Annotated in this window: 14 protein-coding genes and 1 tRNA gene; 7 read left to right on the forward strand and 8 right to left on the reverse strand. The window is 40.0% G+C overall.

The genetic code is table 11. The annotated features are described in order from the left end of the window. Positions 1-7: 7 nt before the first annotated feature. The 4 genes from ACYVJ6_RS09975 to ACYVJ6_RS09990 all read right to left on the reverse strand — a co-directional run bounded on the left by ACYVJ6_RS09975 (position 8) and on the right by ACYVJ6_RS09990 (position 5,204). Positions 8-706 carry an L-ribulose-5-phosphate 4-epimerase gene (locus ACYVJ6_RS09975; RefSeq protein WP_460693912.1) on the reverse strand — a complete coding sequence of 233 codons (699 nt, stop codon included), beginning with the start codon at positions 704-706 and terminating at the stop codon, positions 8-10. After that, complete coding sequence (locus ACYVJ6_RS09980) at positions 706-2,355, reverse strand: ribulokinase (protein WP_460693913.1); 1,650 nt, start codon at positions 2,353-2,355, stop codon at positions 706-708. The genes ACYVJ6_RS09975 and ACYVJ6_RS09980 overlap by 1 nt, the downstream gene beginning before the upstream one ends. Positions 2,356-2,582: 227 nt before the next feature. Then, positions 2,583-3,734 carry a diaminopimelate decarboxylase gene (gene lysA / locus ACYVJ6_RS09985; protein WP_460693914.1) on the reverse strand — a complete coding sequence of 384 codons (1,152 nt, stop codon included), beginning with the start codon at positions 3,732-3,734 and terminating at the stop codon, positions 2,583-2,585. Positions 3,735-3,893: 159 nt separating this feature from the next. Beyond that, entirely contained in the window at positions 3,894-5,204 is a 1,311-nt protein-coding gene (locus ACYVJ6_RS09990) for an aspartate kinase (protein ID WP_460693915.1), read from the reverse strand. Positions 5,205-5,293: 89 nt separating this feature from the next. Between ACYVJ6_RS09990 and ACYVJ6_RS09995 the strand changes: the two genes are divergently transcribed. Next, on the forward strand, positions 5,294-6,706 hold the full coding sequence (locus tag ACYVJ6_RS09995; RefSeq protein ID WP_460693916.1) for a phosphohexomutase domain-containing protein: 1,413 nt from the start codon (positions 5,294-5,296) through the stop codon (positions 6,704-6,706). A 254-nt stretch (positions 6,707-6,960) separates the two neighbouring features. On the opposite strand, the gene gap is transcribed toward ACYVJ6_RS09995, so the two are convergent. From gap to pfkA, 3 genes are read right to left on the reverse strand one after another with little or no spacing between them, the layout of a single operon-like run. Further along, complete coding sequence (gap, locus tag ACYVJ6_RS10000; protein ID WP_460693917.1) at positions 6,961-7,956, reverse strand: type I glyceraldehyde-3-phosphate dehydrogenase; 996 nt, start codon at positions 7,954-7,956, stop codon at positions 6,961-6,963. 6 nt (positions 7,957-7,962) lie between these two features. Further along, positions 7,963-8,811 (reverse strand): hypothetical protein, encoded by an 849-nt coding sequence (locus tag ACYVJ6_RS10005; RefSeq protein WP_460693918.1) that lies wholly within the window; start codon positions 8,809-8,811, stop codon positions 7,963-7,965. Continuing rightward, a complete protein-coding gene (pfkA, locus tag ACYVJ6_RS10010) occupies positions 8,812-9,798 on the reverse strand; it encodes a 6-phosphofructokinase (RefSeq protein WP_460693919.1) in 987 nt (328 codons plus the stop codon). A 125-nt stretch (positions 9,799-9,923) separates the two neighbouring features. Between pfkA and ACYVJ6_RS10015 the strand changes: the two genes are divergently transcribed. Continuing rightward, positions 9,924-10,610, forward strand: coding sequence for an NUDIX hydrolase (locus ACYVJ6_RS10015; protein WP_460693920.1), 687 nt, complete (start codon positions 9,924-9,926; stop codon positions 10,608-10,610). A gap of 82 nt (positions 10,611-10,692) precedes the next feature. On the opposite strand, the gene ACYVJ6_RS10020 is transcribed toward ACYVJ6_RS10015, so the two are convergent. Then, entirely contained in the window at positions 10,693-11,547 is an 855-nt protein-coding gene (locus tag ACYVJ6_RS10020; protein WP_460693921.1) for a BadF/BadG/BcrA/BcrD ATPase family protein, read from the reverse strand. 130 nt (positions 11,548-11,677) lie between these two features. Between ACYVJ6_RS10020 and ACYVJ6_RS10025 the strand changes: the two genes are divergently transcribed. The 5 genes from ACYVJ6_RS10025 (at position 11,678) to ACYVJ6_RS10045 (ending at position 15,256) form a co-directional block, all read left to right on the forward strand. After that, a tRNA-Arg gene (locus ACYVJ6_RS10025) sits at positions 11,678-11,751 on the forward strand. A 123-nt stretch (positions 11,752-11,874) separates the two neighbouring features. After that, a complete protein-coding gene (locus ACYVJ6_RS10030; RefSeq protein ID WP_460693922.1) occupies positions 11,875-12,648 on the forward strand; it encodes a hypothetical protein in 774 nt (257 codons plus the stop codon). A 142-nt stretch (positions 12,649-12,790) separates the two neighbouring features. Next, the gene (locus ACYVJ6_RS10035; protein WP_460693923.1) at positions 12,791-13,456 is read left to right on the forward strand and encodes a porin family protein; all 666 of its coding nucleotides are present in this window, start codon (positions 12,791-12,793) and stop codon (positions 13,454-13,456) included. A gap of 180 nt (positions 13,457-13,636) precedes the next feature. Next, positions 13,637-14,434 (forward strand): hypothetical protein, encoded by a 798-nt coding sequence (locus tag ACYVJ6_RS10040; protein ID WP_460693924.1) that lies wholly within the window; start codon positions 13,637-13,639, stop codon positions 14,432-14,434. A gap of 12 nt (positions 14,435-14,446) precedes the next feature. Then, positions 14,447-15,256 carry a hypothetical protein gene (locus ACYVJ6_RS10045; protein WP_460693925.1) on the forward strand — a complete coding sequence of 270 codons (810 nt, stop codon included), beginning with the start codon at positions 14,447-14,449 and terminating at the stop codon, positions 15,254-15,256. Positions 15,257-15,308 lie beyond the last annotated feature (52 nt).

The raw sequence follows: 15,308 nt of genomic DNA on the forward strand, positions 1-15,308 counted from the left end.
CCAATGACTACTGCCCATAATAAGAATCCGGCCCGTGTTTACGTTCAAAATGCTTTTTGATCAAGGCATCTTTTAAGCGCCCTACCTTTGGACTTATCTGCTCGGTTAACAAAGCCATTTGCGCAACAGACTCTAACACCGCGCTGTTATAAACCGCTTTATCGGCATTTTTACCCCAGGTAAATGGTGCGTGGTTGCCAATTAATATCATTTCGATATCGCTATAGCTTAGACCTCTTTCGCGCAGGCAATTCAATATCTGGAAACCGGTTTGATACTCGTAATCCCCTTGTATCATTTCGTCGCTCATAGGTGGGGCGCATGGTATATCAACGGTATTATGATCCGCATGGGTAGTACCATAAATAGGTATATCACGGTGCGATTGTGCCCAGGCTGTTGCATAGGTTGAATGTGTATGGCAAACGCCACCTATTCCTTCACAATGCTTGTATAAAACAGCGTGGGTTTTAGTATCTGATGATGGACGCAAAGTACCCTCAACCGTTTTACCATCAAAATCTACAATTACCATTTTATCTGCGGACAGATCCTCGTAAGGTACGCCGCTTGGCTTAATAGCAAATACGCCTTCACTCCTGTCGGCTGCGCTTACGTTACCGAAGGTAAAAACTACCAGGTTTAACTTAGGCAGCTGCATGTTGGCAATGTATGCCTGTTCTTTTATATGCTGATATTTACTCATTACTTAGCAGTTTGATATTCGATAAAACCAGCCAGGTCCTTATATTTTTTATAACGTTTCTCGTATAAACCAATACGACTTGGGTCAGGGGTATAAGTGGCATCAAAACCACCACCCATTGCTGCCATCGCATCTTCTACCTTTGGATAGATACCTGCCGCGGTTGCCGCAAACATGGCCGCGCCTAAAGCACAGGTATGCTCAAACTGGTGTATACGGATAGGCATTTGCAACACATCAGCCATCATTTGCATAATGTAAGCCGATTTTTTAGCCACACCACCAATACCAATAATTCCCTTAACCGGTACACCTTCGTTATTAAAACGCTCAACAATAGCTTTTGCACCAAAACAGGTACTCTCGGCTATTGCACGGAAAACACGCGGTGCATCGCTACCTAAACTTAAACCGGTTACGGCACTTTTTAATAGTTGATTAGCATCAGGCGTACGGCGACCGTTTAACCAATCAACAGATAATTCTGCATTCTCGTCTAATGGAAGCTCCGCAGCTTTTTTGCTTAGCTCAACTATTATTCTGTTTTCAATGCGTTTCTTTTCTTCTTCGTTCTCAACAAATTGTAGCGGCCATGCGATCAGGTTTTTAAACCAGGCGTATGAATCACCAAAAGCAGATTGGCCTGCCTCCAATCCGGCCATACCCGGTATTACTGACCCATCTACCTGTCCGCAGATACCTGCAACCAGTTTGCCATCCATATCTTTATTAGGAGCAACCAATATATCGCAAGTTGAGGTACCCATCACCTTGCTTAAATGGTAAGGCTCAATTTGGCCACCAACAGCACCCATGTGCGCATCAAATGCACCTACGCCAATAACCACATCAGTTTGTAAACCTAAACGTGACGCCCATTCCGAACTCAACGTTCCGGCTGATTCATCTGAGGTATAAGTATCTTTATATAAACGCACGGTGTATCCTTTCAACAACGGATCAAGCGAGCTGAAAAATTCATCAGGAGGTAAGCCGCCATATTCTGCCGCCCATAAACCTTTATGGCCCGCAGAGCAACGGCCGCGTTTCATTTCTTTAACATCGGTACCGCCGGTTAATAAAAACGGAATCCAGTCGCAATGTTCCACCCATGAATATACATCTTTGCGGATAGGCTCATTAACGCGTAAGGTACGTAATAACTTTGCCCAAAACCATTCAGACGAATAAATACCACCTACATATTGCAGATAATTGGTATCAAATTTTGTAGCGTGCTCGTTTATTTCGGCAGCCTCTTTTACCGAGGTATGATCTTTCCATAAAACAAACATAGCATCCGGGTTCTCTTCATAACCCGGGGTTAATGCTAATGGAACTCCCTGCGCGTTTACCGCAACCGGGGTCGAGCCTGTAGTGTCTACCGCTATGGCTTTTACATTTTTAGCGATAGCATCGCCACCGGCTTGTTTGATACAGCTTTTAATGGTATGCTCCAAGCCTTCTACATAATCTAAAGGGTGCTGCCTGAATTGGTTTTGAGCCGCATTGCAGTATAACCCTTTAGCCCAGCGTGGATAAGGGAAAATAGAAGAAGCTAATTCCTTACCGGTTTTAGCGTTTACCAGAATTGAACGTACGGAATCGGTGCCATAATCAACACCTATCACTAATTGATCATCACTCATGAATATTTATAATTGGCTAAATTGTAGAAACATCTGAATAAGAAATTAAATGTTAAATAGACATTTAATCCTTAACAAACTTATGCAATTTAGAATAATTTGGAAAATATATTATTAAAAGTATAAGTTAACCAAAGGGTGTCATCCTGAGCTTCGTCGAAGGATGTGGGGAAAGGCCCTCGCACATATGCTTCGACGGGGCTCAGCATGACAACGCACTTATTTTATTACTCCGAATACACACTCTCTACCCTATCGCGCAGGTTATAGCCCGATGCCATAACTTCGCCATAAGCACCGGCACTGCGCACGGCTATCAGGTCGCCACGGTATGATTGCGGAAACTCCACATCTTTTTGGAAACAATCTGTGCTTTCGCATATCGGGCCAACAATGTCGTAGTTATGAGTTACGGGTTTTGAGTTTTGAGTTATATTCTCAATTACGTGATAAGCTTGATAAAGCATTGGGCGTATTAACTCGGTCATACCTGCGTCTAACACCAAAAAGTTCTTTTTCTGGCCATTTTTTACATACAACACCCGCGATATTAATGACGCGCTTTGGCCAACCAGGGCACGCCCCAGTTCAAAATGCACCTCCTGCCCGGCTTTTACATTTAAAAAATCTTTAAATACTTTAAAATAAGCTTCAAAATCGGCAATGTTGGTATCAGGGTTATGGTAGTCAATACCCAAACCGCCGCCAACATTTAATACCTTAACGGTGAAGTTATGATCCTCAAACCATTCCTGTATCTCGTTAACACGTATACAAAGGCTGCGGTAAACTTCCATATCAGTAATTTGTGAGCCGATATGAAAATGTATGCCTAAAAATTGCAAATTGGTGCAATTACGCAAAGTAGTAACCACATCATCCAGTTGCCAGGTATTGATACCAAATTTATTTTCGTCTAATCCTGTAGTAATAAAGTGATGTGTATGCGCATCAACATTGGGGTTGATACGGATAGCTACGTTAGCTTTTTTGTTTTTGGCTTTCGCCAGATCGTTTATAATTTCAAGCTCCTGTACCGACTCTACATTAAAACAAAAAATATCCGCGTCTAAGGCGGCATTAATTTCTTTATCTGATTTACCTACTCCGGCAAAAACTATATTCTTGCTGCCAAAGCCATACTCAATAGCCGCTTTTACTTCGTTACCGCTCACACAATCGGCACCAAAACCAACTGACTGCACGGCCTTTAACACTTCGGGGTTAAAATTAGCCTTCATGGCATAGTGCACATGAAAACCATATTTGGCTGATGCTGCGCGGCAAGCCTCCAAAGTATTGCGCAGCACATCCATATCATAATAATAAAATGGTGTTTCTAATGATTGGAAACGGGTAATAGTATCGGTGTTGAACATTATATTTTTTTTACCCGTCATTGCGAGGAACGAAGCAATCCCTGCACATGCAAATCAAATCCACAATCACGTTTTGAAGCAGCATCTATCTGCTTGAATGTCCTATGTAGAGATTGCTTCGTTCCTCGCAATGACGTTCTGTTTTTTATTGTTATCTTATTAAAAAAGCCCTTTATGTAAGCTACGTAAAGCCTCAACTTTGTGCTCGGATTTAACCAGGACAGATAAGTTGTGCTTGCTGCCTCCGTATGATATCATCCTAACCGGTATCTCTTTTAAAGTTTCCAATACGCGTGAGCCGTAGCCTTGCTTTTCGGCAGAGAAATCGCCTACTACACAAATAATCGTTTGGTCGCGGTCTACCTCTACTGCACCAAAGGCTTTTAATTCTTCTAAAATTTCATTCAGATAGGTGGTATCATCTATAGTTAAAGATACAGCTACCTCTGAGGTGGTGATCATATCTATAGAAGTTTTATAACGCTCAAACACTTCAAACACACGGCGTAAAAAACCATAAGCCAACAGCATGCGGCTCGAGTTTATTTTGATAGCTGTGATACCATCCTTAGCCGCAATAGATTTGATTTTATCTTTCTCGCTATCATTGGTGATCAAAGTTCCTTTAGCCTGCGGATCCATCGTATTTAACAGCCGAACAGGTATTTTATAACGTTGTGCCGGGAAAACACTTTGCGGGTGTAATATTTTGGCACCAAAGTACGCCAACTCTGCAGCCTCATCAAATGATAGCTGCGCGATAGGCTTGGTACCTTGTACAATGCGCGGGTCATTATTATGCATACCGTCAATATCGGTCCATATTTGCACCTCTTCGCTACTGATACCGGCACCAATTAATGACGCGGTGTAATCGCTGCCGCCACGGCGCAGGTTGTCAATTTCGCCAAAGGCATTGCGGCAAATATATCCCTGGGTTATAAATAAATTATTATCAGGATGAGCCTCCAATAACGGTGTTAAGTGCGTGGTGATATGATCAACAACAGGTTCGTTATCCTCGTCTATTTTCATAAACTCCAACGCAGGCAACAATACCGATGGTACGCCTATCTCTTTTAAATAAACATGGTATAAGGTGGTTGACAATAATTCACCTTGTGCCAAAATGATCTTTTCTTCTACCGAAGTAAACAAATCATTAGCCAGGTTACTTAACAAACTAAAATGATAATCTATAACTTCTTTACCCTGCTTGTAAAACTCCGGCTTTTCAAGCAGTTCTTTTATAAAAACTTCGTACTTATCCTTTAAAGCGGTTATTAATTCTGCCGCCTTATTTTTATCTCCGGCTGCATAAGCCTGGCCTATTTCCACTAAACTATTGGTTGTACCCGATACGGCCGACAACACTACAATTTGCCTTTCTGACGCATCAACAATGTCCAGCAAATTTTTCATACGGGCGGGGCTTCCTACAGATGTTCCGCCAAATTTTAAAACTTTCATTTTTTGTTTTTGTTTACCACAAATGATTGATATCCTTGTATCAATTTTAAGGCGCTAAAATTAAGATTTTTAACCACTAAATATCTACAATGACTAAAATAAAATTCGGTACAGATGGCTGGAGAGCTATTATCGCAGATGACTTTACTGTTGCGAACGTAAAACGCGTTGCCTATGCTACCGCCATATGGCTTAAAGACAATTTTGAAAACCCTACGGCTGTAGTAGGCTGCGATCCGCGCTTTGCCGGGCCTTTGTTTGCTGATACCACAGCGGCAGTGCTTGCTTCACAGGGTGTTAAGGTATTTCGCGCCGAAGATACATTTGTGTCAACCCCTATGATATCATTAGGTACAGTGCGTAAAAATGCTTCGGCAGGAATAATTATTACCGCAAGCCATAACCCGCCAAACTACAATGGTTATAAAATTAAAGCCAGCTACGGCGGCCCGGCTACACCGGATGATATTGATCTGGTTGAAAAAGCTATACCCGATACTATTGAACTGGAACTAAAATCTATTGCCGATTATCAAAAAGACGGACTGATAGAATTTGTGAACCTGGAAGATATGTATGTGGCACATGTGGAGAATAACTTCGACCTGAATGCTATACGTACCAGTGGTTTAGGCTGGGCTTACGACGCTATGTATGGCGCGGGCCAAAATGTAATGCGCCGCTTATTTCCGGATATTACCTTTTTACATTGCGATGCTAACCCTGGTTTTGACGGCCAGGCACCTGAGCCTATACAGCGTAACCTGCAGGAATTTGAGGATATCATTAAAATTTCTGAAGGCGAAATTGCATCGGGTTTAGTAACTGACGGCGATGCTGACCGTATTGGTTTATATGACGAGAAGGGAACGTTTGTAGATTCACACCATCTACTTTTATTACTTATACACTATATGTATAAAGTTAAAAAAGAAGATGGCGAAGTTTATTCTACCTTCTCATGCACCAGCAAAATTCAAAAACTGTGTGATATATACGGCTTAAATAACACCGTTACCAAAATAGGTTTCAAATACATTTGCGACCTGATCGTAAACTCGGGCAAACCGTTTTTAGTGGGTGGCGAAGAGTCAGGCGGTATTGCGGCTAAGGGCCACATCCCTGAACGTGATGGTATTTGGATAGGTTTAATTATCTGGGAGTTTATGGCCAAAACCGGCCGCAGTTTAAGCGACCTGGTACAAGAAATTTATGACCTGGTAGGTAAATTTGCCGTTGAGCGTTACGATTTACATGTAACCGAAGATTTAAAGCAAACCATCATCAGCAACTGCAAAGAAGGCAAATACAGCAGCTTTGGCGATTTAAAGGTTGTTAACATGGATGATAAAGACGGCTTTAAATTCTTCTTTGAAGATGAAAGCTGGGTAATGATACGCCCATCAGGCACCGAGCCTGTGTTGCGGGTGTATGCCGAGGCACCAACCTCTGCCGATTCCTTTAAAATATTGGATAAGGTGAAGGCTGTGTTATTAGGATAGGTTTGATCCCTTTATAATATTAAAAGGCTTACCCGTTGGTAAGCCTTTTCCATTTCCAAGCGTCATTGCGAGGAACGAAGCAATCTCTACAAAGGACAATCAGGCAGATAAATGCCGTTAAATAATGAATACTACGGTTTTGATTTGCAAGTGCAGTCCCCAATTTAATTGGGGATCGTTCCTCGCAATGACGGTAGTTTATAACAAAAAAAATCCCGGTGAAATTCACCGGGATTTTTTATTTATTAACAGGATTATAATTTACCTATTTCCTGTACCAAGTCAATCAGTTTGTTTGAGTAACCCCACTCGTTATCATACCATGATACTACTTTAACAAAGTTGTTGTTTAAAGCGATACCTGCTTTGGCATCAAATATTGATGTGCGTGCATCACCTTTAAAATCTTCAGATACAACTTCGTCTTCGGTATAACCCAAAATACCTTTTAACTCACCTTCTGATGCTTCTTTCATGGCTGCTTTTATATCCTCATAAGTAGCAGGATTTTTTAAGCGTACAGTTAAATCAACAACTGATACGTCAGCAACCGGAACACGGAAAGACATACCGGTTAATTTACCTTTTAACTGAGGCAATACTAAACCTACCGCTTTAGCAGCACCTGTTGATGAAGGGATGATGTTTTGGTAAGCACCGCGGCCACCTCTCCAGTCTTTAGCCGATGGGCCGTCAACTGTTTTTTGGGTAGCGGTTACCGCGTGTATTGTACTCATCAAACCTTCTTCGATACCAAATTTATCATCCAATACTTTAGCAATAGGTGCTAAACAGTTAGTGGTACATGAAGCGTTGGATACAATAGTTTGATCAGCTTTTAATTCTTTATGGTTAACACCCATTACAAACGTAGGGGTATCATCTTTTGCCGGAGCCGACATTACTACTTTTTTGGCACCCGCATCAATATGCTTTTGAGCGCTTTCGATAGTTAAAAACAAACCGGTTGATTCAATGATAACTTCAGCACCTACTTCGTTCCATTTTAAGTTAGCCGGGTCTTTCTCGGCAGTTACGCGGATAGTTTTACCATTAACTACTAAATGTCCGCCTTCAACGGCTATAGTACCTTTAAACTGGCCATGAGTTGAATCGTATTTTAACATATAAGCCATATAATCAGGCTCAACAAGGTCATTAATACCAACTATTTCTACACCTGGTCTATCGATTGCAGCCCTAAAAGCCAAACGGCCAATACGGCCGAAACCGTTAATTCCTATTTTCATGATTTTCTAATTTTTATTTGAATAGTACGTTAATAAGTTATTTATAGGTTCTTTAATAATATGATTTATTTCTAATTCCACATCTGCCGCGGCCTCACGTAGATAGTCCTGAAAGGTAAAAGCTACCGAACCTACAAAATGCAAAGGCGCCTGCGGGTATTGCCGGTGCAAAGGTAACAAGTATGTGGCAATAAGTTTATTGAAACCGCTTTTTATGACGTTTTTAAGATATGGGTCTTCCTGGTTCTCTATAAAAAAGTCGGTAAATGAGCTTAAAAATAAAGCCGGTTGTTTTTGGCGATAAACTTTCTCCAATAAATTTGTGCGGTCGGCTTCATAACGTTTGGTAAATTTTTTGCGAATGGATTCAGGAAGCGTTTCGTTCATAAAACATTTTATCACCTGTTTACCCAGCCAGTTACCTGAACCCTCATCACCCAATATATAACCCAAGCCGTAATTATTAGGCTTTACCTTTTTACCATCAAACCATGCCGCGTTTGACCCGCTACCACAAATAGCTATTATGCCGGGTTCGCCTTTACAGCAGGCAATAGCCGCCCCTTCAATATCATGCGCCACAGTAACCTTTGCAAATTTAAAAAACGAGGAAAACGCATTGTAAACGGCTTCCTTTAGCTGATCAGAGGAAGAGCCTGCCCCGAAAAAATAAATACGCTTAATCGCTTCGGCGTGATGAATAAGGTTAATATTTTTATGCAGCAATTGTAATATATGTTTCTCGTCATCAAAATACGGATTGATGCCTGCTGTTTTAAAAGAAGCAATTGTTTTTCCTTTATCAGCTAAGCGCCAGTCTGCATGATTTGAACCGCTATATATTACTGCAATCATTTATATAGATAATATATCAACCATTTGTAAAAGGTCTTCTTCCAGCTTAAACTCGTGCTGGTTAAGTGCTTCTTCTAAAGTGGTTATTTTAATATAGTTAGCTTTTAAACCTACCATCTTTTGAGTGTGCCCGGCTATTAATGCATTAACCGCGGCATAACCCAACCTGCTGCCCAAAATACGGTCAAAACTACTTGGGCTACCTCCTCTTTGCAGGTGGCCCAATATGGTAACTTTAACATCGTATCCTTTAACTTCCTTTTCAACTACCTTCGCAAGGTCATAAATACTACCGCTTTTATCGCCTTCGGCAACAATTACAATACTTGATGATTTTTTGTTGGATTGACCACTTTTTAAATTTGCGATCAGATCATCAATAGCAGTTGATTTTTCGGGAAGCAGTATGGCTTCGGCGCCGCATGAAATTCCGGCGCGCAAAGCAATCGCTCCCGAATCGCGGCCCATAACTTCTATAAAAAACAAACGGTCGTGCGAGTCGGCCGTATCACGTATTTTGTCAATAGCTTCTATAACGGTATTAGTAGCCGTGTCAAATCCTAAGGTATAGGTTGATCCGTAAAGGTCGTTATCAATAGTACCGGGGATCCCCATAATACGGATATCCGGATACTTTTGCGAGAAACGTAAGGCACCTGTAAACGTACCGTCTCCCCCTATTACTACTAATGCATCAATTCCATGCGCTTTTATATTTTTATAGGCAGTTTCCATGCCCTCATCAGTATGAAATTCCAGGCAACGTGCCGTTTTTAATATGGTTCCCCCTAAATTAAGTATATTACTTACGGAGCGGGCCACCATATTATACATATCATTTTCAATAAGGCCTTTATAACCCTGACGTATCCCAACCACTTGCAATCCGTTATATATAGCAGTACGCACAACAGCCCTAATGCAGGGGTTCATTCCGGGGGCATCACCACCCGAAGTAAGTACACCTAACTTTGAAATTTTATGCATAATTTACAACTTTAAATTATTGTACGAATATAAGGTGTCAAAATTACACCATTAAATTTATTTTACTTTAATTTTACATCGAAAATAACCTTACATTTATTTCAATTAACTTAATATAAAATAATTTGGAAGAAAAACTACCCACATTTGATTCGGCCTTTTCAATTGACTGCGTTATTTTTGGTTTTGAAGACGGAGAGCTTAAAATATTGCTGATTGAACGAAACGAAGAACCGTTTAAAGATTGGTACGCGTTGCCCGGCAAACTCATCATGCAGGAAGAAAGCGTTGATGACGCCGCAGAACGCATTTTGTATGAGCTGACCGGTTTGCGCGATTTGCACATGGAGCAGTTTCATACTTTTGGCGAGGTGCACCGCCACCCGCAAGGACGCGTTATTACCGTTGCTTACTACGCTTTATTAAGGCTTACCGGCCATAAAGAATTAAAACCTGTTACCCAATTTGCCCGTAAGGCCTTTTGGCACCCTATTAGCGAATTACCTAAACTGGCGTTTGACCACAGCGAAATTTTTAACAGGAGCCTTAATAAAGTACGCCGGCGATTAAGCTATCAGCCTATAGCTTTTGAATTGCTGCCCGAAAAGTTTACCCTTACCCAACTACAGGTTTGTTATGAAGCCATCCTCAATAAGAAACTGGATAAACGTAATTTCCGTAAAAAAATGTTGAGCTATGGGTTTTTAAAGCCATTGCTGGAAAAACAAAAAGGGGTATCCTATCGCGCAGCAAAACTGTATAAGTTTGACAGGCGGAAGTACAATAAGATATTCCAGGGTGAACTTAGCTAACGCTAAGTTAGTGAGCAGAGATTAGTTAATTAGTGATTATTTATTCAATTGCAAGAGACTACTAATCACTGATCACTAATCACTAACCTCTATCCTCCAAATGATACTTTACTAAATTATCTATCGGCGAGCGGATAATATTACCCAGCTTCATTCCATTTTCGGCTACTACCTCTTCCAGTATATTCCTGAAATTGTACGCTACCGAGCCTATGCAGTTAAAGCTATACCTTTGGTAATTGGGGTAATGCGTTACGAGGTTCTTAAAAAAATCCTGGAACGATGTTTTTACCAGGTTATGGGTATATTGAAGCTGAACATTATTGTTATCGTAAACAAACTTGCTAAACTGGGCGCAAAACCGATTGGCTAAGGGTTTGGTATACACCTGCTCATTTACATCATCGGGAGTAAGATGGTAGGTGTCCCAAAAAATTTGACGCAGGTTTTCGGGCATATATCCCCTCAAATAGTCTGTCAATAGTTTTTTCCCAATATAACATCCGCTGCCTTCATCACCTAATATGTATGCGCCCGAGTCAATATTCTGTACTACGTTTTTACCATCATACAGGCAGGTGTTTGTACCCGTACCTAATATAGCTGCAAAGCCCTCATTTCTGCCTAATACCGCCCGTGCAGCGGCCAGCATATCATGCTCAATGTTTACCGTTGCTTTAGTAAAAACCAATTGCATGGCACGCTGCACATGTTCGCGCATTTCGTCGGTTGAGCAGCCTGCGCCATAAAAATTCACTTCGGTAATTTTATCCTTTTCTAAGTCGACAGGTAAATTTTCGTTGAGCGATTTAGTAATATACGCTTCGCTTACAAAATAGGGATTGTACCCTTCGGTATTAAAATACACCTTCTTTTCATCGTCAGTAACCAAGCACCAGTTGGTTTTTGTAGATCCTCCGTCAGCAATTAAAATCATGATTGAAATATAGTGATTTTTTATCAATTTGACTTAAGCCTGGCTTGGTAAACTAAAAAGATATAATTAGCATTGGCAGTTTTAAGCATATTTATTAGCTTTGCACCGTTCCGATAATTCGGGGCAGGATGGTCTCATAGCTCAGCTGGATAGAGCAACAGATTTCTAATCTGTCGGTCTCAGGTTCGAATCCTGATGAGATCACATTAAAAGCCCTTTCAAATTGAAAGGGCTTTTTTTATGCTATACTCTCCTCGTTTTAAAAAAATCTACGATAAATTTGGATATTTACGAATAATTCGTAGATTTATAAAAAATAAACCCATTATGATCTCAAGGAAACTTATACCCAGCTTATTAGTTATTTTAAACTGCACAATTGTTGCCTTTTCGCAGAAACTGCCCGCCAAACAAGAAATTAGTGTTTATGCCCCCTCAACCATTAAACTGGATGGCAAAATAACCGAGTGGGGGAATTTGCAAGCCTATAACCCGGCTACCGAAATAGCCTATACTATAGCCAACGATGACGATAAACTATATTTTATTTGCAGTGCCACCATACCCGAGGCTATACAGAAGATTCAATTTAGCGGTATTACTTTAACCATTATGCCTGTCGATCAAAAGTCAGTAATTGCACCTGTAGGCATAACCTACCCCATAGTACCATGGGTAAACGTGCAGATCAATTATGATCTTCGTGAAAAGGCACCACTTAAAGAGTCGCTTGTTTCGTCAATAAACGATAAAATAAGCGGACATCTTAAAGAAATAAAAATAAGTGGTTTAAAGGATTTTCCGGAAGGAACTGTACCTGTTTATAATGATAAAGGCATAACGGGTGGCCATTATATCAGCAGGGATAAAGTTTACACTTATGAGCTTGCATTTCCATTAAGTTTAATACGTCCGTTAATAAATGATAAGGGTACATTTAACTATAAAGTGCAGGTAAACGGCATGGGTAAAGATGTTATTACCGTAGGCGGCGTGGGTCCAGGCATGTCAGCCCCGTCAGAAAAACCGGCTCAACCCGGACCATCATATAATAGCGCGCCTACTTACTTTAATGCTACTTATACTTTAAGTAAGAAATAAAAATCTATTTGGTGTCGCAGGCTCGAACCCTAATGAGATCACATTAAACTCTTTTCATTTTTTGAAAGGGGTTTTCTTGTTTATATAAATTATTTCGTAATTTCCTCCATCCTAACACTTAACAAGTTTGATTAAACCAATTATGAAAAAACTAACCTTACTCACTTTATTGGTATTTGCCACACAATTGCTTTTTGCACAATCATCAGCAAAATTTGGTATTAAAGGCGGTTTAAATCGCTCCTTTATAGACGGGGGAGCACTTCCTCCTGGTGTTGAGGGCATCCCCCGCTACGGTTTTCATGTAGGGGTATTTAAAGAATTTGAGTTTAAAAAATGGTCTATTATGCCAAGTTTGCTTTACTCAGTTAAAGGGTTCAGGGTTAGTGTTTTGCCACCAACCGCTACCACGTTTGGAGTGGATAAAATAACCGGTACAAGAACATTTAATTATTTAGAATTACCCGTTAACCTGCTTTATAATTTTAAAATTAAACCCGGTAAAATATTTGTAGGTGCAGGCCCATACATGGGTTATCTTTTAGCTGCAAATGGACACAGTACCGTAACTGCCGGGGGTACAGCAAACTATAGCGAAACCAAATTTGTAGTTGGCAAGGGGGGCGATTATAAAAGAATTGATCTTGGTGTAAATTTTGTAGTGGGCCTGGGTTTAAAAAATGGCTTTTTATTTAATTTGGCTGGTTATAAGGGTTTTACCGACATTTTGGCTCCTACTGCTACAAATAAATTTCCTCCCATGACAAAAAATGGGGCACTAACGTTTTCTGTTGGACACACTTTTTGATAAAGCTTATTTTTAGCCGGTTATCTTAATATCAGGAATGATCTTTTGCAGTTCGAAGATAAATTCATCAGCTTTTCCGGGCGAGCACAATTGCAGTAACTTCCTTTTGCTGAATAGTGGATTGTTTTATACAAATACTAACTATTTAGTTTATATATTTGATTAACCAACCAAGTTATAATGAAGAAATTATTCCTTTTTGTTACTGCATTAATTGCAGTTAATATAGCTATTGCCCAAAAATTGCCTAATATTCAAGAAACAAGTTTACGTGCCCCGAAAAATGTTAAAGTTGATGGCAAAGCAACGGAATGGGGCGATCAGTTTCAGGCCAACAATAATAAAACCGAGATATATTACACCATTGCCAATGATAATGAGAAACTATATTTAACTGTACGGGCCACAGATGAAACCATTATTAAAAAAATAGTGATGGGTGGTGTTACGTTTACGGTTAACACAGCCAATAAACGTGATGCTAAAAATGCAGCTGCATTTACTTTTCCGGCGTATGATAGCAGCAACTCTTATGGTTTTTTCAAATTCAGTAATTCAAAAATTGGCACCAATGCCGATTCGTTGATGAACGCGCATAACAAGGAATTATTGACACGATATAAATTAATTGGTATTGCGGGTGTTAACGCCATAACCGACAGCTTATTGGCCATCTACAATAACGAAGATATCATGGCATCGGCAAGGTTTGACAACAAGCTACATTACACTTATGAGCTAGCTGTGCCATTAAAACATTTAAAGGTTGACGCCGGTGGAAAGTTTATGTATAACATTAAATTGAACCCAGCCACTATTGATGGCTATAAAGTAGAAATTATAACTCCACGGACAAACTTAAACCTGGTAGTTTACAAAGATACTAAAGGCAATACCTATCAATTGGACGATAACCCTCAAAATTTTTCATTAGCTGCCCCTACCGATTTTTGGGGCGAATATACACTTGCAAAATAGTACATTTAGCTCATGAAACATTATAAATACATCTTTCTGAGTGTTTTTGTGTTAGCTAAATCAGTATCGGCCCAAAAACTTCCTAATATTCAAGAAGCAAGTTTGCGTGCTCCGGCAAATGTTAAAGTTGATGGCAAAGCAACGGAATGGGGCGGTCAGTTTCAGGCTTATAATAAGGCAACAGATGTTTTTTACACTATAGCAAACGATAGGGAGAAACTATACCTGGTAATGCGATCTACCGATGAATACATCATCAAGAAGATGATATGGGGCAGGGTGATGTTTAGTATTAACCGTACAGAAAAAAAGGAAAGCAATGATAACATCACTATCAGTTATCCTATTATATATTTTAACAACCGACCAGACATTAATTTCAAAGAAAAACCTAAGATCATTGAAGGTAACCCGGCATCGGTAGCAGAAGCCGACCAGTACGTGAAGGCAACTAATAAGGCTTTTACCGAAAAGTCAAAAATGATAAAGGTAGAAGGGGTTAAAGGTTTGGATACTTTGATAGCAGTGTACAATACTGATGGTATACAGGCAGCAGGAGCATTTGATAATAAAATGGCTTATACCTATGAGTTAGCAATTGACCTGAAAGTACTTGGAATTAATGCAAGTCATCCTAATAAGTTTTTTTACAGAATAACACTAAATAAACTGCCGATAGATGATTGGCCGGAATTTACTATTAAAAGAGGGCCAATCGGAGAGATAGCGAGTATTATGGTTGATAGAAGCAAGTCCAATCCAATTACACAAGTAATTGCATATACAAATGATTTTTGGGGAGAATATACTTTAGCAAAATAACCAGGCTTTCTCATTTGTATTTGCATTCTCTAAAATCCTTTATAACTTAGGG

The sequence above is a fragment of the Mucilaginibacter puniceus genome, assembly GCF_054783175.1.